The following is a 19,472-nucleotide window of genomic DNA, read 5'->3' as shown; positions in this document are numbered from 1 at the left end:
CCGGCGCTGGATACCGCTGTTTTTTGGCCAGAAAAGCATCAGGAAATGGTATGATGAACCACTTTTTTGCGGTGAGCGGCCAGACTGCCGTCGCAATGGTGCATCTGAACTGAATATGAACCGGGTTCGCCGATCTCAACCGCCAGCATAGGCCAGGAACTCTAAAACACGTGCGTCTCTCTTCCATCAAGTTGTCGGGATTTAAGTCTTTCGTCGATCCCACCAATTTCCAGGTGCCAGGCCAGCTCGTGGGCGTGGTCGGGCCGAATGGCTGCGGCAAGTCGAACATCATCGATGCCGTGCGCTGGGTGCTGGGCGAATCGAAAGCGTCGGAATTGCGCGGCGAATCGATGCAGGACGTCATCTTCAACGGTTCCACCCACCGCAAGCCGGCTGGGCGCGCTTCCGTGGAACTGGTGTTCGACAACAACGATGGCAAGGCCTCCGGCCAGTGGGGCCAGTACGCCGAGATCGCCGTCAAGCGCACCCTGACGCGCGACGGCACGTCCACCTATTACATCAATGGCCAGCCTGTGCGCCGGCGCGACATCCAGGATATTTTCCTTGGTACCGGCCTCGGCCCGCGCGCCTACGCCATCATCGGCCAGGGCATGATTTCGCGCATCATCGAATCGCGCCCCGAAGAATTGCGCGTGTTCCTGGAAGAAGCGGCCGGTGTCTCCAAATACAAGGAACGCCGGCGCGAGACGGAAAACCGCTTGCAGGATACGCGAGAAAACTTGCTGCGCGTGGAAGATATCTTGCGCGAACTCAATGCCAACCTGGAAAAGCTGGAAGCGCAGGCGGCCGTGGCCACGCGTTTCCACGCCTTGCAGGCGGATCAGGAAGAAAAGCAGAAATTGTTGTGGCTGCTGCGCAAGAACGAGGCGCACAACGAGCAGACGCGCTATTTCCGCGAAGTGGAACAGGCGCAGACGGACCTGGAAGAACAGACGGCCAAGCTGCGCAACGTGGAACTGACGCTGGAGCAGATGCGCCAGGCGCATTTTGCCGTGGGCGACCGCTTGCATACGGCGCAAGGCCATCTGTACCAGACGAATGCGGAAATCGGCAGCCTGGAAGCGCAGATCAAGTTCGTCATCGAATCGCGCGCCCGCCTGCAGGCCCAGCTGGCCACCCTGACGGCCCAGCGCGACCAGTGGACCAGCCAGGGTGGCGAATACCAGGAACAGATCGAAGAGGCGGAATTCCACCTCGAAGAGCTGGCTGCCAAGGTGGAACAATCGCAAATGATGGCCGAGCAGAAGGGCGAGCAATTGCCCGAGCTGGACGCCGCCTGGCGCGCCGCGCAGAACAAGAGCACGGAATCGCGCGCGCGCATCATGCAGGCCCAGCAGCAGCTGGAACTGGAATCGGCGCACCAGCGCAACGCCTCGAACATCCTGGCCAGCCTGTTGACGCGCCGCGAGCGCCTGCAGCAGGAAAAGAACAGCCTCAGTTTGCCCGACAGCAGCCACCTTGAAAACCTGAAACTGCAGCTGGAAGAAAAGCAGCAGACGCTGGAAGAACAGGGTTTCTACCTGGAAGAAGCGCTGGAGCAGCAGCCCAAGCTGGAACAGGAGCGTGCCGAGGCGCAGGCGCAAGTCAATGCCGAGACGGCCGCGAATGCCCAGCTGGAAGCGCGTCTTTCTGCTTTGAAACAATTGCAGGAACGGGTGCAAACCCAGGGCAAGGTCCAGCCGTGGCTGAAAAAGCACGAGCTCGACACCTTGCCGCGCCTGTGGCAAAAGCTGCAGATCGAGGCGGGCTGGGAAGCGGCCATGGAATCGATCTTGCGCGAGCGCACATCGGCCTTGCAACTGTCGAATATCGACTGGGCCAAGGCCTTCTTTGCCGACGCGCCGCCAGCCAAGCTGGCCCTGTACGCGCCGTCCACCGTGGCACCGCTGCCGATGCCGGACGTGCCAGGCCTGAAACCGTTTTTGAATTTGTTGAAACTCAACGATCCGGGCTTGCGCGGCTTGCTGCAGGACTGGCTGTACAACGCCTATGCCGTGGAAGACGCGGCCGAGGCGCTGGCCGAACGCGGTAAATTGCCGCCGGGCGGCTATTTCGTCACGCGCGCGGGTCACGTGGTCACGGCGTCCAGCGTGCGCTTCTATGCGGCCGATTCGGAGCAGGAAGGCATGCTGGGGCGTCAGCAGGAAATCGAGAATATCGGCAAACAGTTGCGTGCCCAGCAATTGCTGGCCGAAGAGGCGCGCGCCCGTTCCGTGCGGGCCGATGCGGCCGTGGCAACCTTGACGCGCAACCTGTCCGATTTGCGCTTGCGCATACAGCAACTGACGTCGTCTGTGCATACTTTGCAACTGGACGTCGTCAAATTGTCGGAAGTGGAAGCGCGTTTCAACCAGCGCAGCACGCAGATCGGTGCCGATCTCGCCGAAATCGCCGCGCAGGAAGCGGAGCAAATGCAGACCAAGCTGGAATCGGAAGAGAAATTCGAACAGCTGGACATGGAACTGGGCAACTTGCAGGAAGCGCACGAAGACGGCCATACGGATTTCTTGCAGAAGGAACAGCGCCTGGCCGAGGCGCGCGAAGCCTTGCGCGACCTGGAGCGAAACGCCAAGGATACGGAATACGCGGAAAAAGCCCACCGCGCGAAGATCGAGGAATTGCGCCGCAACATCGCCACGGCCAGTACGCAGGCGCAGCAAGTGACGGCCAGCCTGCAGGCGGGTGAACTGGAACTGGCCAACCTGGAAAGCGGCGCGGCGGCCGACGGCTTGCAGGACTTGCTCGAGCGCCGCACCACGCAGGAGCGGGCGCTGGCGGACGCGCGCCATGAACTGGACCAGATCACGCAGCAGCTGCGCCTGTCCGAAGATGCGCGCACGCAGTCGGAACGCAGCCTGCAGCCGCAGCGCGACAAGATCATGGAAATGCAGCTCAAGGAACAAGCCGCGCGCCTGAACCAGGAGCAATTCGCCCAGCAATTGCTGGAATCGGGGGCCGACGAGGCGGCCTTGACGGAAAAATTGCACCCGGACATGCGTCCCTCGTATTTGCAGGGCGAAGTGACGCGCCTGACCAATGCCATCACGGGCCTGGGTGCCGTCAACCTGGCCGCGCTGGACGAGCTGGCGCAGGCGTCCGAGCGCAAGAATTTCCTCGACGCCCAGAATGCCGACCTGACGGAAGCGATCAATACGCTGCAAGACGCGATCCACAAGATCGACAAGGAAACGCGCGATTTGCTGCAAGACACGTTCGACAAGGTCAACCATCACTTTTCCGAGCTGTTCCCCATCCTGTTCGGCGGGGGGCAAGCCAGGCTGACCATGACGGGCGACGAGATTCTCGATTCCGGTGTACAAGTCATGGCGCAGCCTCCCGGCAAGAAAAATGCCACCATCCACCTGTTATCGGGTGGAGAGAAGGCGCTGACCGCGACCGCATTGGTGTTTTCCATGTTCCGCCTGAATCCGGCGCCGTTCTGCCTGCTCGACGAAGTCGATGCGCCGCTGGACGATTCGAACACGGAACGCTTCTGCCGCATGGTCAAGCGCATGTCCGACCAGACCCAATTCCTTTTCATTTCGCATAACAAGATTGCGATGGAAATGGCCCATCAATTGATCGGTGTGACGATGCAGGAGCAGGGCGTATCGCGCATCGTGGCGGTGGACATGGAGTCCGCCGCAAATTTTGCAACCGAGGCACAAGCAGCATGACAGACTTACAAATTACCTTGTTCGGCGCCGGCGGCGTCTTTATCGTCGGTGTTTTCTCGTACAACAAATGGCAGGAATACAAGGCCAAGAAAAGCGTGGAACGGGCTTTTTCCACCGATCACGACGACGTACTGATGCGCGAGGGCGACGCCCCCGTGGCGAATGTCCAGGAACCCGTGCTGCGCCAGGAACCGCGCTTTGACGCCGCGCCAGCCGCCAAGACCGAGCCGTCGTTCGGCGCGCCGCCAGCGGCGCCCGTATCCGACGCCCCCGTGCATGCGGAACCGTCGCTGGGGGATATCGCTGCCGAGACGGTCGCGGCACCTGCCGCCGAGCCCGTGCAAGAAGTGAGCGCCGCCAGCGAACAGGCGACCAGCCTGGTCGACCCGCTGATCGACTGCCTGCTGCCTTTGTCGCTGGAAGCGCCCGTGCGCGGCGACAAGATCCTGCCCGTGCTGCAAACCCTGCGCCTGGTGGGCAACAAGCCCGTGCACTTCATCGGATTGCACGTGAATGGCGACTGGGAACCGATCACGCATGGCGGTGTCTACACCAGAATGCAGGGCGGCGTGCAGCTGGCCAGCCGCAGCACGGCCCTGAATGAACTCGAATACTCGGAACTGGTCACGCGCTTGCGTGGCGTGGCCGACGAGATCGGTGCCGAGCCGGAAGTGCCCGACATGATGGAAGTGATGGCCGAAGCGCGCACCTTGCACCGCTTCGTCGCCGGCCACGACGCGCAACTGGGCGTCAACCTGCACACGAACGGCGCGCCGTGGGCCATTTCCACCTTGCTGTTTGCGCTGGAAAAGCAGGGCTTCGACGTGCGTCCGGACGGCCGCTTCGTCATGCCCGATGGCGACGGCAGCTATCTGTTCTCGCTGTCGACGAATGTCACCCTGGCCGAGGAAACCACGTCCCGCCTGACCTTGCTGCTGGACGTGCCCTGCGTGGCGCCTGCGCGCGACGGTTTCGGCGCCATGGTCGCTTGCGCCAAGGCACTGGTGGGCCGCCTCGACGCCACCATCGTCGACGATTACAACCAGGCCCTGTCCGATGCGGCGCTGGCCGAGATCGCGGGCCAGGTGCAAGATTTTTACCAGGAAATGGACGCGGCCGACATTCCGGCCGGTTCCACCCGCGCCCTGCGTTTATTTAGCTGAAGAATCCCGCAACAATGACTGATCCGATCAACCAGGACGCCGCAGCGCGGGTCCTGGCACTCACCGCCGAACTCAACCGGCACCTGCACGCCTACCACGTGCTCGACAATCCCACCATTCCCGATGCCGAGTACGACAAGCTGTTTGTCGAACTGCAGGCGCTGGAAGCGGCCCATCCTGAGTTGCTGCAACCGGATTCGCCCACCCTGCGCGTGGGTGCGGCACCGCTACCGCAATTCGAGCAAGTCACGCACACGGTGCCGATGTTGTCGCTGAACAATGGTTTCACCGATGACGATATCGTCAATTTCGACCGCCGCGTGCGCGAAGGCCTGGATCTTGACGTTGCGCAAGTCGACTATGCGGCCGAAGTGAAATTCGACGGCCTGGCCATCAACCTGCGCTATGAAAACGGCCTGTTCATGCAGGCGGCCACGCGCGGCGATGGCGCCACGGGCGAAGACGTGACGGCGAATATCCGCACCATTTCTGGCATCCCGCTGCGCCTGCATGGCGACAAGATACCGGCCGTGCTGGACGTGCGCGGCGAAGTGATGATGTTCAAGGCCGATTTTGCCCGCCTGAATGAACGCCAGCGTGTAGCGGGGCAGAAGGAATTCGCCAATCCCCGCAATGCGGCGGCCGGCAGCCTGCGCCAGCTCGATTCGCGCATCACGGCGCAGCGCAAGCTGCGTTTTTATGCCTACGGCATCGGTGCCCTCGATGGTGCCGCCATGCCCGTGTCGCATTCGGCCTTGCTGGACTGGTATGAAACCTTGGGCATCCCCGTGTCGAAGGAGCGCCGTGTGGTGCAGGGCGCGCAGGGCTTGCTCGATTACTACGCCGATATCGGCGCGCGTCGTCCCGCCTTGCCGTATGAAATCGACGGCGTCGTCTACAAGGTGAATGCGACGCAAGACCAGCAGGAGCTGGGCTTTGTGTCGCGCGCACCGCGCTTTGCCTTGGCACACAAGTTCCCCGCCGAGGAAGCCTTGACCGTGGTGCTGGGCATCGATATCCAGGTGGGCCGCACGGGTGCCATGACGCCCGTGGCGCGCCTGGCGCCCGTGTCCGTCGGCGGCGTGACGGTGACGAATGCCACCTTGCACAATGAGGACGAGGTGTTGCGCAAGGATGTGCGCGTGGGCGATACCGTCATCGTGCGCCGCGCCGGCGACGTGATCCCGGAAGTGCTGTCCGTGGTGCTGGAGAAGCGCCCGGAACCGGCGCCGTTGCCGTTCAAGATGCTGGAGCGCTGTCCTGTCTGCGATTCCCACGTGGTGCGCGAAGAGGGCGAGGCGATTGCCCGCTGCTCGGGCGGCCTGTTCTGTTCGGCCCAGCGCAAGGAAGCGTTCCGTCACTTCGCGGGCCGCCGCATGATGGATATCGAGGGATTGGGGGAACGTTATATCGATACCCTGGTCGAACTGGAATACGTGCATGGGCTGGCCGACCTGTACAGCCTGACCCTGGATAAATTGCTGGAAATGAAAGTGCGCGCCGACGAGCGCGATGGTTCGACGCCAGAAACAGTGCAACAAGGCAAGATTCCCACCAAATGGGCGGAAAACCTGCTTGCTGGCATAGAAGCGAGCAAGCGTCCACCGCTTGAACGTTTCCTGTTTGCGCTGGGCATTCGCCACGTGGGCGAATCGACGGCCAAGACCCTGGCCGAGTGGCTGGGCAGCTTGGCGTATGTGCGCAAAGCGCCGGCGGCCTTGCTGCGCGTGCTGCCCGACATCGGCGGCACCGTGGCCGAGTCCATCGCCGACTTTTTTGCCGAAGAAAAGAACCAGCAGGCACTGCAGGCATTGCTGGACGCTGGCGTCGCGCCGCAGGGTGAACGCGCACCCAGCGCCAAGCTGCGTACGCAGCTGGAGCAAACGACGTTGCTGGCGGCCATCGGTATTCCCAAGCTGACGGAACCGCGCAGCAAGCAGCTGGTGGAGCGGGGCGTGACCCTGGCCAGCCTGGCGGCGCAAGGCGCCAGTTTCCACGCGGGCTTGCCCGCCGCCGTCGCCGAGTCGCTGGCGCAATGGCTGGCCGATGAGAGCAATGTCAAGCTGCTTGCTCAACTGGACGCCCTGCGCAATGAATTACTGTCACAATTGCCTGAAATGGCAGCCGCTGGCGGCAAGCTGGACGGCAAGACTTTCGTCCTGACGGGCACCTTGCCCAATATGAGCCGCGACGAGGCCGCGGAGCTGATCGAGGCGGCCGGTGGCAAGGTCAGCGGTTCCGTGTCGAAGAAGACAGGCTATGTCGTGGCCGGCTCGGACGCTGGCAGCAAGCTGGCCAAGGCGCAGGAACTGGGCGTGGCCATACTCGACGAGGCTGGTTTGCTGGCCTTGCTCGCGCAAGACTAATCATTAAAATATTACAGAAGACCCATGAAAAAAATCAGAAAAGCAGTTTTCCCCGTCGCTGGCCTGGGCAGCCGTTTCTTGCCTGCGACCAAAGCGCAACCGAAGGAAATGTTACCGATCGTCGACAAGCCATTGATCCAGTACGCAGTGGAAGAAGCGGTGGCGGCGGGCATCACGGAAATGATCTTCATCACGGGCCGCAACAAGCGCGCCATCGAAGACCATTTCGATACGGCCTATGAGCTGGAGTCGGAGCTGGAAGCGGCAGGCAAGCGCCTGTTGCTCGACATGGTGCAAAACGTCATTCCCAAGCACATCAATTGCATTTATATACGCCAGTCGGCACCGCTGGGCCTGGGGCATGCCGTGCTGTGTGCCCGTCCCGTGATCGGCGACGAACCGTTTGCCGTCTTGCTGGCCGACGATTTCATGGACGTGGAAGAGGGCGTGCGCCCGGTGCTGGCGCAGATGACCGATGTCTTCCAGTATGAAAATTGCTCGCTGCTGGCGGTGCAGGATGTGCCGCGCGCGGAAACCAGGCAGTACGGTATCGTGTCGGCAAAGAATTATCAGCCTGACCTGGAAGTGGTCTCGGCCATCGTGGAAAAGCCTGCTCCCGAAGAGGCGCCGTCGACCCTGGCCGTGGTGGGCCGCTATGTGCTGACCAGCCGCATCTTCGGTCACCTGGAAAACCTGGGTACGGGTGCCGGCGGCGAAATCCAGTTGACGGACGGCATTGCCGCCCTGATGCGCGAAGAGCGCGTGCTGGCTTACCGCTATCAGGGGCAGCGCTATGACTGCGGTTCCAAGTTGGGTTATCTGAAGGCAACGACGGCGATGGGCATGAAGCATCCGGAAACAGGCGCGGCCTTCCGTACTTACCTGCAACAACTGCAATCGACACTGGAAGCAAAATGACCGTACGCGAGATTCTGAAGATGGGCGATCCGCGCCTGCTGCGCATGGCCGAGCCTGTGCGCGAATTCGATACGCCCGAATTGCACGCCTTGATCGCCGACATGTTCGACACCATGCATGCGGCCAATGGCGCGGGCCTGGCGGCGCCGCAGATCGGCGTCAACCTGCAGCTGGTGATCTACGGCTTCAAACAGAACCTGCGCTACCCTGACGCGCCGCAAGTGCCGGAAACCGTGCTGATCAATCCTGTGCTGACGCCTTTGACGGAGCGCAAGGAAGAGGGCTTTGAGGGTTGCCTGTCCGTGCCAGGTTTGCGCGGCAGCGTGCCGCGCTGGAGCGAGCTGCACTATGAAGGCGTGGACCACTTCGGCCAGCCCATCAGCCGCGATTGCGACGGTTTCCATGCCCGCGTGGTGCAGCATGAAGTGGACCACCTGCACGGTATCTTGTATCCGATGCGTATCGTCGACTTCACGCAGTTCGGTTACACGGAAGTCATGTTCCCGGACCTGGACCCGAACGACGACGATTGATCGGCGCCTGAGAAAACGCCCATGGCGGCGTTGCCTTGCCTCGCCGTACTATTCGTACTGTCTTCGGCAAGGCGCCTTGCCCTGAACGTTTTTCAGGTGCCTCGCGACTTTGAATGCCAAACAAAAAATGGCCGCGCAGCATGAGCTGGGCGGCCATTTTTATACGTGAAGCAAACCTAGCGCACCTTGCGGCTGCTGCCCAGGTTGTCGAGCAAGACTTTCAATTCATCCTGCATGGCATCCGTCAGGTTCAGGAAACGGCAGCCGATCTGCACTTGCTCGCCCAGCAGGAAGGAGCGGAAGGTGCGCGACAGGCGGATTTCCAGGTCGGCGATCATGACCTTGTCCGGCCCCAGTTCCAGCCGTACGCGCGACAGCTTGCGGCCCACATACAGGCCGACCGTATCGCGCGGGTGGGCACGCATGCCGATGCCGCCGGCCGAGAAATCATACAGCTGCAATTCATACGGTCGGCCTTCCAGCACGAAGGCGGCCAGGTAGTACACGCCCAGCGGCGTTTCCAGGCGCGCCGATTCGCGCCGTTCCAGCACCAGGCAATGGCCGGGGAAGTTCGTCAGGTAGACGTTCGGCCGCTCGGGATACGCCTGCCATTCGCCATTGATGGTAAATTGCAGCTTGGCGTTTTGCACCCACGACACAAACGTGGCACCGCCTTCGGGCAGGGTGGTCCCTTCATTGAGTTCCAGCACGAATTGCGGCAAGTCGTCGTCGACGGACAAGATGCGCGCCATGATGACGTCTTCGCCGCTTGTCGGGTAGATGGAAATGGCATCGCCGTTGTCAGCCAGGCTGCACAGGGTTTCGCCGATATCCCACGGATCGCTCATATGGTGCGGCTTGGTACCTGGCTCCATCGGCTCGGCCACATCGGCCAGGCTGGGCGCGCCTTTGCGCAGGGGATTAGGAATGGGATCGTTCACGACGGCGTATCTCTTGTAATTTCTAATGGGGAATAGTGTATAGGTTCAAGGCAATATTTGCTAACTAAATCACAATAATTGCCTTTGTTGCACTATTCTTGTTGCCTGCTGGATATAGATCCCGGTACGTTTAAAACTGCTCGTCCGCGCTCAGGTAACGCCATTGGCCCGTTGGCAAGTCGCCCAGCTTGACCTTGCCGATGCGCACGCGTTTCAATCCCAGCACTTTCAGGCCGACGGCTTCGCACATGCGGCGGATCTGGCGTTTCTTGCCTTCGCGCAGGGTAAAGCTCAGCTGGTCTTCATTTTGCCAGCGCACCTTGGCCGGCAGCAACGGCTTGCCGTCGAGCCACAGGCCGTGGTTGAGCTTTTTCAGCTCGCTGTCGGGCAGGACGTCGCCCTTGGTGTAGCTCACGCGCACCAGGTATTCCTTGTCGATATCGGTATCGTGGCCGATCAGCTGCTTGGCCACGCGCCCATCCTGCGTCAAGACCAGCAAGCCGACGGAATCGATATCCAGGCGGCCAGCCGCCACCAGGCTGCGCAGCTGGGTCGGATGGAACTGTTCCGGGCTGCGGTCTTCCGCCCAGCGGTTCTCGGCCTTGATCAGGGCCACGGCCGGCGTGTAGCCATCTTCGGCCTGGCCGCTGACGTAACCCATCGGTTTATTGATCAGCACGGTCACGCGCTTGGACTGTTCGGCCGCCGCCTGGCGTTCCACGGTGATTTTCTGGCTGGGATAGACCTTGCTGCCCAGCTCGGATACCACCTTGCCGTCGACGCGAACCCAGCCGCGCGCGATCCATTCATCGGCTTCGCGGCGGGAGGACAGGCCCAGTTCGGACATGCGTTTGGACAGGCGTAATAATTCTTCGGTCATGTTGTTTCAGTTTCAGTAAGGGTAGGCGCTGCGCACAAGGTTTACACCTTCAGCGCATCGAGTAAATCGGTTTCCAGCAATATCTGGTTGCGGGCATTGTTGAGCGCGGGGCCGTCGACGAGGAAAACGTCTTCGACCCGCTCGCCCAGGGTCATGATCTTGGCCGTGTGCAGGTTGATGCGGTACTTGGTCAGCACATTGGCGATCGCATACAGCAGGCCCGTGCGGTCGTTGGCGGCCACCGACAGCAGGTAGTACTGGCCCCGTTCGTCGGGCCGCAAGTCCACCGTCGGCTGGAAGGGGAAGGTGCGCGACAGGCGCGACAGCCGTCCCTTGCCCGGCGGCGGCAGTGGCGTCTGCGACTGCAGCAGTTCGCCCAGCTCATGCTCGATCAGGCTGATGATGTCGCGGTAGCTCTTGGCGAAGTTCTGCTCGGTGACGAGGAAGGTGTCGAGCGCGTAGCCATTCCTGGTCGTGTGGATCTTCGCGTCGAGGATGCTGAAATTCTTGCGGTCGAAATAGCTGCAGATGCGCGCGAACAGGTCAGGCTGGTCGGGAATGTACACGGCCACCTGCAAGCCTTCACCGATGGGCGCCAGCCGGCATTTTACCACCGGCAACTTGCTGTCGAGCTTGTCATACAGCGAGCGCGTCTGCCAGGCGATGTCGGAGGCGTCGTGGCGCAGGAAATACGCCACATCGAGCTGCTGCCACAGTTTTAAATGGGCATCGGGCGGCAAGCCGTACAGGCGCAGGGTGGCCAGCGCTTCCTGCTGGCGGTTCTTCAGTTCGCGGTCGGCCGTGTGCGGCTCGCCGCCCAGCACGCGCAGGGTGATCTTGTACAGGTCTTCCAGCAGCTTGCCCTTCCACGCGTTCCACACTTTCGGGCTGGTGCCGCGGATGTCGGCCACCGTCAGCAGGTACAGGCCCGTCAGGTGGCGCTCGTCCTTGACCACTTTCGCGAACGCGGCGATGACGTCGGGATCGGACAGGTCCTGCTTTTGCGCCACTTGCGACATGGTCAGGTGATTTTCCACCAAGAAAGCGACCAGTTCCGTGTCCTCTGCCGACATGCCGTGCTCGTGGCAGAACTGGGTGGCGTCGGCCACGCCCAGCTTCGAATGGTCGCCGCCGCGGCCCTTGGCGATGTCGTGGAACAGGGCCGCCACGTACAGCAGCCACGACTGGGAGAAATCGGCCATCAGCTGGCTGCAGAACGGGTATTCGTGCGCATGTTCGCTCATGGTGAAGCGACGCATATTGCGCACCACCATCAAAATGTGCTGGTCGACCGTGTACACGTGGAACAGGTCGTGCTGCATCTGACCCACGATGCGGCGGAAATTCGGCAGGTAGCGCCCGAGGATGCTCATCTCGTTCATGCGCCGCAGCGCATGGATGATGCCCACGGGTGCTTTCATGATGCGCAGGAACAGGGCGCGGTTGACGGGGTCCTGGCGGAAGGCGGCGTCGATCTTGAAGCGCGCGTGCCACAGGGCCCGCGTGGCGCGCGAGGTCATGCCTTTCAGGGCCGGGCGCTCCGTCATCAGGACGAAAATTTCCAGCATGGCCGACGGGTATCGTTCGAACGTATCGTCGGCGCTGATGTCGATCAGGCTGTTGACTTCATTGAAGCGCTCGTTAATGGGCACGGCCACATCGTCTTGTGGAAACAGCCGTGCCTCGATGTTTTGCAGCAAAATCGTGTTGAGCTGGGTCACCGTCTTGGCGGCCCAGTAATAGCGCTGCATCAGGTATTCGCTGGCGCGGCGCATGTGCGGCCCGCTGCCCGTGGCTTGCAAGCCCAGCGATTCGGCGATCGCCGTCTGCACGTCGAACACCAGGCGGTCTTCGCGCCGTCCCGCATGCAGGTGCAGGCGCACGCGGATATCCTTGAAGGCGCGCTCCTTTTCCATCAGCTGGCGCGCTTCCGTCAGGGTGATCAGGCCGCCCGTGGCCAGCGTGCGCCAGGAATTGGCCAGGCCGGCCGCCTTGGCCACCCACAAAATCACCTGCAGGTCGCGCAGGCCGCCCGGGCTTTCCTTGCAATTCGGTTCCAGGCTGAAGGCCGTGTCTTCGTATTTGGCATGGCGCTGGCGCATTTCCGCCGTTTTCGCCTGGAAAAACGCCTGCGGGTCCATGGCCGCCTCGTAGCGCTGCTGCAGTTGCGCGAACAGGTCCGCGTTGCCGCACACGAGGCGCGCTTCGAGCAGGCTGGTTTGCACGGTGATGTCGGCTTTCGATTCGACCATGCATTCCTCGACCGTGCGGATGCTGTGGCCGATTTCCAGGCCCAGATCCCACAGCAGTTGCACCAGTTCCTCGAGCTTTTCCTGCGTCGCCGCCTCGGGCGCCTGCTGCAGCAGGATCAGCAGGTCGACGTCGGAATAGGGAAACAGTTCGCCGCGGCCGTAGCCGCCCACGCCCACCAGGGCCGTACCGGGTGGCAAGCCCGCCTCCTGCCAGGCGCGCGCCAGCACGCCATCGACGCTGTGGCGCAGGCTGCGCAGCAGTTTTTCAGGCTTGCCGTCGGCCTGGAAGGCCGCAATGACGACCTGGCGGTCGGCTTTCAGTTGCTGTTTCAGCTGTTCCCGAATCTGCTTTTTCATCTGGGCCCTGGGGTGGCGGTGCGTGGGATGGAAGAATCAGGCTTTGTTCAGGATCAGGGCGGGCGGTGGCGGCATGCCGGGCGAGACGGTCAGCACTTCATAGCCCGTTTCCGTCACCAGCACCGTGTGTTCCCATTGCGCCGACAGGCTGCGGTCCTTGGTTTTGATGGTCCAGCCATCGTTCATTTCGCGGATCTCGCGGCGGCCCGAGTTGATCATCGGTTCCACGGTGAAGATCATGCCCGCTTCCAGGCGTTCCAGGGTGCCTGGTTTGCCGTAATGCAACACTTGCGGTTCTTCATGGAAGACCTTGCCGATGCCGTGGCCGCAGAATTCGCGCACCACGCTGTAGCCGGCTTTTTCCGCATGTTGCTGGATGGCGTGGCCGATATCGCCCAGGTGGGCGCCCGGCTTGATCTGGTCGATTCCCAGCCACATGCATTCATAGGTGATTTCCGACAGGCGCTTGGCCAGGATGGTGGGCGTGCCGACGAGGAACATGCGGCTGTTGTCGCCGTGGTAGCCATCCTTGATGACGGTGATGTCGAGGTTGACGGTATCGCCGCTCTTCAAGACCTTGTCACCGGGAATGCCATGACAGATGACGTCGTTGACGGAGGTGCAGATGGCCTTCGGGTAAGGCGTGTAGCCTGGCGGGCAGTAGTTCAGCGGGGCAGGGATGGTGCCTTGCACGTTGACCATGTATTCGTGGCACAGGCGGTCCAGTTCGCCGGTCGTGACGCCGACCTTGACGAAGGGCGTGATGTAATCGAGTACTTCGGCGCCGAGCTTGCCGGCAACGCGCATGCCTTCGATGTCGGCGGCGCTATTAATTCGGATGGTGGCCATGGTGTGATTCGCAATCTGCAAGATGTTCGGGTGAAAAGCACAGACGAATCTCAGCGTATGAGGAAACGTCTGCAAATATGTCGAAATTATAAACGAGGCGCCCCGCATCCGCCGCCTCCATCCTCTGGCTGGCAGGCGATTTTTGCGGGAAAGGCCATGGTGGATACGCCTTGCACCAGTGTGGTGCAACGCTGGCCGTCGTTGCGCGCGCGATTTGCGCCGTGGACTTGATGGAATGGGCATTTCGGTGTAGAATCCCGGGTTGCTTGAATTCTCTTTTGGGCAATGCAGTAAAACAGTGTCTTTAATTTATATAAACACGCGAATCCGGTCGACAAGGGTGCCTGTATGGTGACTGATCGGATTCCAGACCCAACCCTGGAGTTAATAATGTCCGTAACAATGCGCGAAATGCTGGAAGCCGGTGTCCACTTTGGTCACCAAACCCGTTTTTGGAATCCAAAAATGGCACCGTTCATCTTCGGCCATCGCAACAAGATCCACATCATCAACCTGGAAAAAACCATGGCGATGTACCAGGACGCAATGAAGCACGTGCGTCAACTGGCTGCAAACCGTGGCACCATCCTGATGGTTGGCACCAAGCGTCAAGCGCGCGAAATCATCGCTGCTGAAGCACAACGCGCTGGCGTGCCTTTCGTTGATCAACGTTGGTTGGGCGGCATGCTGACCAACTTCAAAACGATCAAAACCTCGATCAAGCGTCTGAAAGACATGGAAGTCATGGTTGAAGATGGTTCGATCGAGAAGCTGTCGAAAAAAGAAGCGCTGATGTTCTCCCGCGAAATGATCAAGCTGCAAAAATCGATCGGCGGCATCAAGGACATGGGCGGCATTCCTGACGCAATCTTCGTCGTCGACGTCGGCTACCACAAAGGTGCGATCACCGAAGCGGCTAAACTGGGTATCCCGGTCATCGGCATTGTCGATACCAACCACTCCCCAGAAGGCGTGAACTTCGTGATCCCAGGTAACGATGACTCCTCGAAAGCCATCATGTTGTACGCTCGCGGTGTTGCTGATGCAATCATCGAAGGCCGTGCAGCTGCCGGTAACGAAGTTGTTGAAATGGTTAAAGCAGCCGCTGGCGACGAATTCGTCGAAGTAAACGAACAGGCTTAATGGCCAGGCTATCGCAAGATAGCCGTTTGTAAGCACAGCAGTAAGGGAAAAGGGGTGGCAGCAGCTCCCCCTTTTTTTTAACAAAAAAACGATAGAGACCGCTGGCGAGGCATATCTGCCCGGCCGCGACTATCGACTCACCGAATCAGGAGAAACACATGGCAGCGATTACAGCAGCGATGGTAGGCGAATTGCGCGGCAAAACCGACGCACCAATGATGGAATGCAAAAAAGCACTGACCGAAGCCGAAGGCGACATGGCACGTGCGGAAGAGATCCTGCGCGTCAAACTGGGCGGCAAGGCATCGAAAGCATCGGCACGCATCACCGCTGAAGGCGTCGTGGCAACCTACATCGCCAATGGCGTAGGCGCCCTGGTCGAAGTGAACTCGGAAACCGACTTCGTTGCGAAAAACGACGATTTCCTGGCACTGGCCAACAACGCTGCCCGTCTGGTAGCGGAACACAACCCGGCTGACGTCGCTGCCCTGCTGGCCCTGCCACTCGATGGCAAGACCCTGGACGAAGTGCGCGCTGCCCTGATCGGCAAAATCGGCGAAAACATGACCATCCGCCGCTTCCAGCGTTTCGAAACCAGCAACAAGCTGGCGTCGTACCTGCACGGTGCGCGCATTGGCGTGATCGTCGAATTCGACGGCGCCGACGAGCAAGTAGGCAAAGACGTGGCCATGCACATCGCTGCCATGAAGCCAGTGTCGCTGTCGTCGAACGAAGTTCCTGCGGAATTGATCGAAAAAGAGCGTTCGGTTGCCCAACTGAAAGCCGAAGAAGACGCAGTCAAAGCGGCCGCCGAAGGCAAGCCAGCGCAATCGCCGGAAATCCTGGCCAAGCGCCTGGAAGGTTCCGTACAGAAGTTCCTGAAAGAAGTATCGCTGCTGAACCAGGCTTTCGTGAAAAACGACAAGCTGTCGGTTGAGCAAATGCTGAAGGCGGCTAACACCAGCGTCAAAGGTTTTGCCATGTACGTGGTAGGCGAAGGCATCGAGAAGAAGCAAGACGACTTCGCAGCAGAAGTCGCAGCACAGATGGCTGCCTCCCAGGGAGCGTAAGTAAAGCGGGCCGAGAGGCCCGTTTTTTTGGCCCGCCCGCACCTGTCGTGCCGGGCGGCGACATGGGCAGCCCCGCGCGCCTATCCGGCGCTGCAAGGCGCTGCGCCATGTCATACTCGAATAACCTCATTTATGGAGCCCCAGCTCATGTCAAAACCAGCCTACAAGCGCGTCCTCCTCAAGTTGTCCGGCGAAGCCCTGATGGGCGATGATCCCTACGGCATCAACCGCGCCACGATCGAGCGCATGGTGGCCGATGTGGCCGAGGTGGCGAAATTGGGTGTGGAACTGGCAATCGTGATTGGCGGCGGCAATATCTTCCGTGGCGTCGCGCCTGGCGCGCAAGGCATGGACCGTGCCACCGCCGACTACATGGGCATGCTTGCCACCGTGATGAATGCACTGGCCCTGGCCGATGCCATGCGCCACGTCGGCATCGTCGCGCGCGTCATGTCGGCGATCGGCATCGAGCAAGTCGTCGAGCCGTACGTCCGCCCGAAAGCCCTGCAATACCTGGAAGAAGGCAAAGTGGTGGTCTTCGCCGCCGGTACCGGCAATCCGTTCTTCACCACCGACACGGCAGCCGCCCTGCGCGGTTCCGAGATCAGTGCCGAGATCGTCCTGAAGGCCACCAAGGTCGACGGCGTCTACACGGCCGATCCGAAGAAGGATCCGAACGCCACCCTGTTCCACACGATTACGTTCGACGACGCCATCGCCAAGCACCTGCAAGTGATGGATGCCACCGCATTCGCCCTGTGCCGCGACCAGAAACTGCCGATCAAGGTGTTTTCGATCACCAAGCCAGGCGCGCTGATGCGCGTCATCATGGGCGAAGATGAAGGCACGCTGGTTCACGTATAGAAATAAGGACACCGAGAAACCGTCCATGGCTGCGTTGCAGCGCCTCGCCGTACATTAAGTACTGTCTTCGGCGCTGCGCCTTGCCCTGAACGGTTTTCGGCACTCCCGACTGCGCGAACATTTACACTGCAGTGAATAATTGTAATACCCATTTATTATCAAGATATAGGAGGGCGTATGTCCTTAGCTGACGTTAAAAAGAACACCCAGGAACGCATGACGAAGTCGCTGGAAACACTGCGGGCCGACCTGGCCAAAGTGCGTACCGGCCGCGCCCATACGGGTATCCTGGACCACGTGATGGTCGATTACTACGGTTCGCCGACGGCGCTGACCCAGGTGGCCAACGTGACCCTGATCGACGCGCGCACCATCGGTGTGCAGCCGTACGAAAAGAAAATGGCTTCGACCGTTGAAAAAGCCATCCGCGACGCCGACCTGGGCTTGAACCCATCGGCGCAGGGCGACATGATCCGCGTCCCGACGCCGCCGCTGACGGAAGAGCGTCGCAAGGAAATGGTCAAGCTGGTCAAGACCGAAGCGGAAGACGCGAAGATTGCCGTGCGTAACATTCGCCGCGATGCGAACGAGTCGCTGAAGAAACTGGTCAAGGAAAAAGCCTGCTCCGAGGACGATGAGCGTCGCTCGTCGGAAGAAGTGCAGAAACTGACGGACAAGTTTATTGCCGACATCGACAAGATGGTGGTCGATAAAGAAAAAGAAGTGCTGACGGTCTAGTTTTCAGTCCTTTTGACGCTGCCCGGGAAAGCATGGCTTTTCCGGGCAGTGCTATTTGGCGCATAATAGTTATCTTTTATTTTTGGTATTCGTGTTTTCATGATCTATTCGAGTTCGACAACGGCAGTACCTGAGGTTGGCACTGTGCCGCGCCATGTGGCAATCATTATGGATGGCAATGGCCGCTGGGCAACCAAACGCTTCCTGCCGCGCGTGGCTGGCCACGTCAAGGGCGCTGACGCCGTGCGCGGTGTCGTCGAGACCTGCCTCGAGCGGGGCGTCGAATATCTGACCCTGTTTGCCTTCAGTTCGGAAAACTGGCGCCGCCCGGAAGAAGAGGTGTCGATGCTGATGCGCCTGTTCGTCACCATGCTGGAACGCGAAGTGGTCAAGATGCATGCCAACGACATCCGCCTGAAAGTGGTGGGCGACCTGTCGCGTTTCAACGAGCAGCTGCAAACCCTGATCGCCAATGCGGAACGCAAGACGGCGCACAACACGCGCCTGACCGTGACAATCTGCGCCAATTACGGCGGGCGCTGGGACATCATGCAGGCAGTCAACAAAATGACGGCCGAGGCCGCCGCCAACGGCCAGCCTGCCGGGCAGGCTTACACGGAAGAGCAACTGGCGCCGCACTTGGCCATGGCCTATGCGCCCGAGCCTGACCTGTTCATCCGCACGGGCGGCGAGCAGCGCATTTCCAATTTCCTGCTGTGGCAACTGGCGTACACTGAGCTGTTTTTCACCGAGACTTTCTGGCCCGACTTCAATGACGAGTGCCTCGACGCGGCAATCGCGTCTTACCAGCAGCGCGAACGGCGCTTTGGCCGTACCAGCGCGCAATTAACTGAAAAGACAAACTGATGCTGAAAACACGGATAATCACCGCCCTGGTCCTCTTGGCGGTCTTGCTGCCGGTTCTGTATCTGAATTATTTCCCCGCCTTCGCCGTGATCGCCACGGCGTTCTTCGGCGCTGCCGTATGGGAAAGCTTCCGCATTTTCAAAAATCGCCAGGCGCTCTTGATTGCCGCCGTCTGGACTGCCGCCTTCGCGTATACGTTTTTTGTCGGTAACGGCATGGCGCAGCTCAATTTCTGGTTCGCCCTGTGCGTGGCCATCTGGCTGATCCGCTTCGTGCCCTCGCTGGCGACCGGCTTGCCACCTACCGAAGGCCTGGGCAATACCTTGCTCAGCCTGGTGTACCCGGTGACCATCGTCGGCTGCTTCGTCGCCATCATCGCCTTGTTCCTGCATAGCCCCTTGTACTTGCTGTCCGTGATGGCCCTCGTGTGGATCGCCGATATCGGCGCCTACTTCTCGGGCAAGGCGTTCGGCAAGCGCAAGCTGGCACCCAGCATTTCCCCAGGTAAATCCTGGGAAGGCGCGATCGGCGGCGGCATCGCCGTGCTGCTGATCTCCGCCATCACCATCGTCGCCGCGCCATCGCTGCCAGTCTTGCAAGACACCTTCGCCGTGCAGCTGCAACTGCGCCGCGGCTGGCTGGTGGCCTTGCTGGTGCTGTTGCTGATCGTCGCCGCCAGCATCGTCGGCGACCTGTTCGAATCCCAATTGAAGCGCCGCGCCGGCATCAAGGACAGCAGCAACCTGCTGCCTGGCCATGGCGGCGTACTCGACCGTATCGACGCGCTGATCCCGGTCCTGCCATTTGCCGCCCTCGTGGCCAGCTGGCTTTAA

Annotated in this window: 15 protein-coding genes; 11 read left to right on the top strand and 4 right to left on the bottom strand. The window is 60.7% G+C overall.

All coding sequences use genetic code 11. The features are described 5' to 3' along the window. The first annotated feature begins 170 nt into the window (after positions 1-170). From smc to def, 5 genes are read left to right on the top strand one after another with little or no spacing between them, the layout of a single operon-like run. A complete protein-coding gene (gene smc, locus K0F86_RS16770; protein ID WP_219135465.1) occupies positions 171-3,698 on the top strand; it encodes a chromosome segregation protein SMC in 3,528 nt (1,175 codons plus the stop codon). Further along, the gene (locus K0F86_RS16765; protein ID WP_219135464.1) at positions 3,695-4,861 is read left to right on the top strand and encodes a cell division protein ZipA C-terminal FtsZ-binding domain-containing protein; all 1,167 of its coding nucleotides are present in this window, start codon (positions 3,695-3,697) and stop codon (positions 4,859-4,861) included. Before smc ends, K0F86_RS16765 begins: the two co-directional genes overlap by 4 nt. Positions 4,862-4,875: 14 nt before the next feature. Next, entirely contained in the window at positions 4,876-7,227 is a 2,352-nt protein-coding gene (ligA, locus tag K0F86_RS16760; RefSeq protein ID WP_219135463.1) for an NAD-dependent DNA ligase LigA, read from the top strand. Between the two features lie 24 nt (positions 7,228-7,251). Next, positions 7,252-8,145, top strand: a complete 894-nt coding sequence (galU, locus tag K0F86_RS16755; RefSeq protein ID WP_219135462.1) for a UTP--glucose-1-phosphate uridylyltransferase GalU — start codon at positions 7,252-7,254, stop codon at positions 8,143-8,145. Next, on the top strand, positions 8,142-8,678 hold the full coding sequence (gene def / locus K0F86_RS16750) for a peptide deformylase (protein WP_219135461.1): 537 nt from the start codon (positions 8,142-8,144) through the stop codon (positions 8,676-8,678). The genes galU and def overlap by 4 nt, the downstream gene beginning before the upstream one ends. 176 nt (positions 8,679-8,854) lie before the next feature. Here the strand turns inward: def and K0F86_RS16745 are convergent, their stop codons facing one another. From K0F86_RS16745 to map, 4 genes are all read right to left on the bottom strand, one after another. Then, positions 8,855-9,619 (bottom strand): flagellar brake protein, encoded by a 765-nt coding sequence (locus K0F86_RS16745; RefSeq protein WP_219135460.1) that lies wholly within the window; start codon positions 9,617-9,619, stop codon positions 8,855-8,857. Between the two features lie 130 nt (positions 9,620-9,749). Continuing rightward, complete coding sequence (locus tag K0F86_RS16740; protein WP_219135459.1) at positions 9,750-10,499, bottom strand: pseudouridine synthase; 750 nt, start codon at positions 10,497-10,499, stop codon at positions 9,750-9,752. Between the two features lie 41 nt (positions 10,500-10,540). Then, positions 10,541-13,108, bottom strand: coding sequence for a [protein-PII] uridylyltransferase (locus tag K0F86_RS16735; protein ID WP_219135458.1), 2,568 nt, complete (start codon positions 13,106-13,108; stop codon positions 10,541-10,543). A 36-nt stretch (positions 13,109-13,144) separates the two neighbouring features. Then, positions 13,145-13,957 carry a type I methionyl aminopeptidase gene (gene map, locus K0F86_RS16730; protein ID WP_219135457.1) on the bottom strand — a complete coding sequence of 271 codons (813 nt, stop codon included), beginning with the start codon at positions 13,955-13,957 and terminating at the stop codon, positions 13,145-13,147. A 390-nt stretch (positions 13,958-14,347) separates the two neighbouring features. Here map and rpsB point away from each other — a divergent pair, with 390 nt between their 5' ends. The 6 genes from rpsB (at position 14,348) to K0F86_RS16700 (ending at position 19,472) form a co-directional block, all read left to right on the top strand. Next, entirely contained in the window at positions 14,348-15,100 is a 753-nt protein-coding gene (gene rpsB / locus K0F86_RS16725) for a 30S ribosomal protein S2 (protein ID WP_219135456.1), read from the top strand. A 158-nt stretch (positions 15,101-15,258) separates the two neighbouring features. Beyond that, the gene (gene tsf, locus K0F86_RS16720) at positions 15,259-16,170 is read left to right on the top strand and encodes a translation elongation factor Ts (protein WP_010397617.1); all 912 of its coding nucleotides are present in this window, start codon (positions 15,259-15,261) and stop codon (positions 16,168-16,170) included. Between the two features lie 147 nt (positions 16,171-16,317). Beyond that, positions 16,318-17,034 carry a UMP kinase gene (gene pyrH, locus K0F86_RS16715; RefSeq protein WP_071077758.1) on the top strand — a complete coding sequence of 239 codons (717 nt, stop codon included), beginning with the start codon at positions 16,318-16,320 and terminating at the stop codon, positions 17,032-17,034. Positions 17,035-17,211: 177 nt separating this feature from the next. Then, complete coding sequence (gene frr / locus K0F86_RS16710; protein ID WP_071077757.1) at positions 17,212-17,772, top strand: ribosome recycling factor; 561 nt, start codon at positions 17,212-17,214, stop codon at positions 17,770-17,772. Positions 17,773-17,871: 99 nt separating this feature from the next. Then, positions 17,872-18,639 (top strand): polyprenyl diphosphate synthase, encoded by a 768-nt coding sequence (gene uppS / locus K0F86_RS16705; RefSeq protein WP_219135455.1) that lies wholly within the window; start codon positions 17,872-17,874, stop codon positions 18,637-18,639. Beyond that, positions 18,639-19,472, top strand: a complete 834-nt coding sequence (locus K0F86_RS16700) for a phosphatidate cytidylyltransferase (RefSeq protein ID WP_219135454.1) — start codon at positions 18,639-18,641, stop codon at positions 19,470-19,472. Before uppS ends, K0F86_RS16700 begins: the two co-directional genes overlap by 1 nt.

It is taken from the genome of Janthinobacterium sp. UMAB-60, from assembly GCF_900095235.1.
In the GTDB taxonomy this organism is placed as follows: domain Bacteria; phylum Pseudomonadota; class Gammaproteobacteria; order Burkholderiales; family Burkholderiaceae_D; genus Janthinobacterium.
This window is presented reverse-complemented; position numbering and strand designations above follow the sequence as displayed.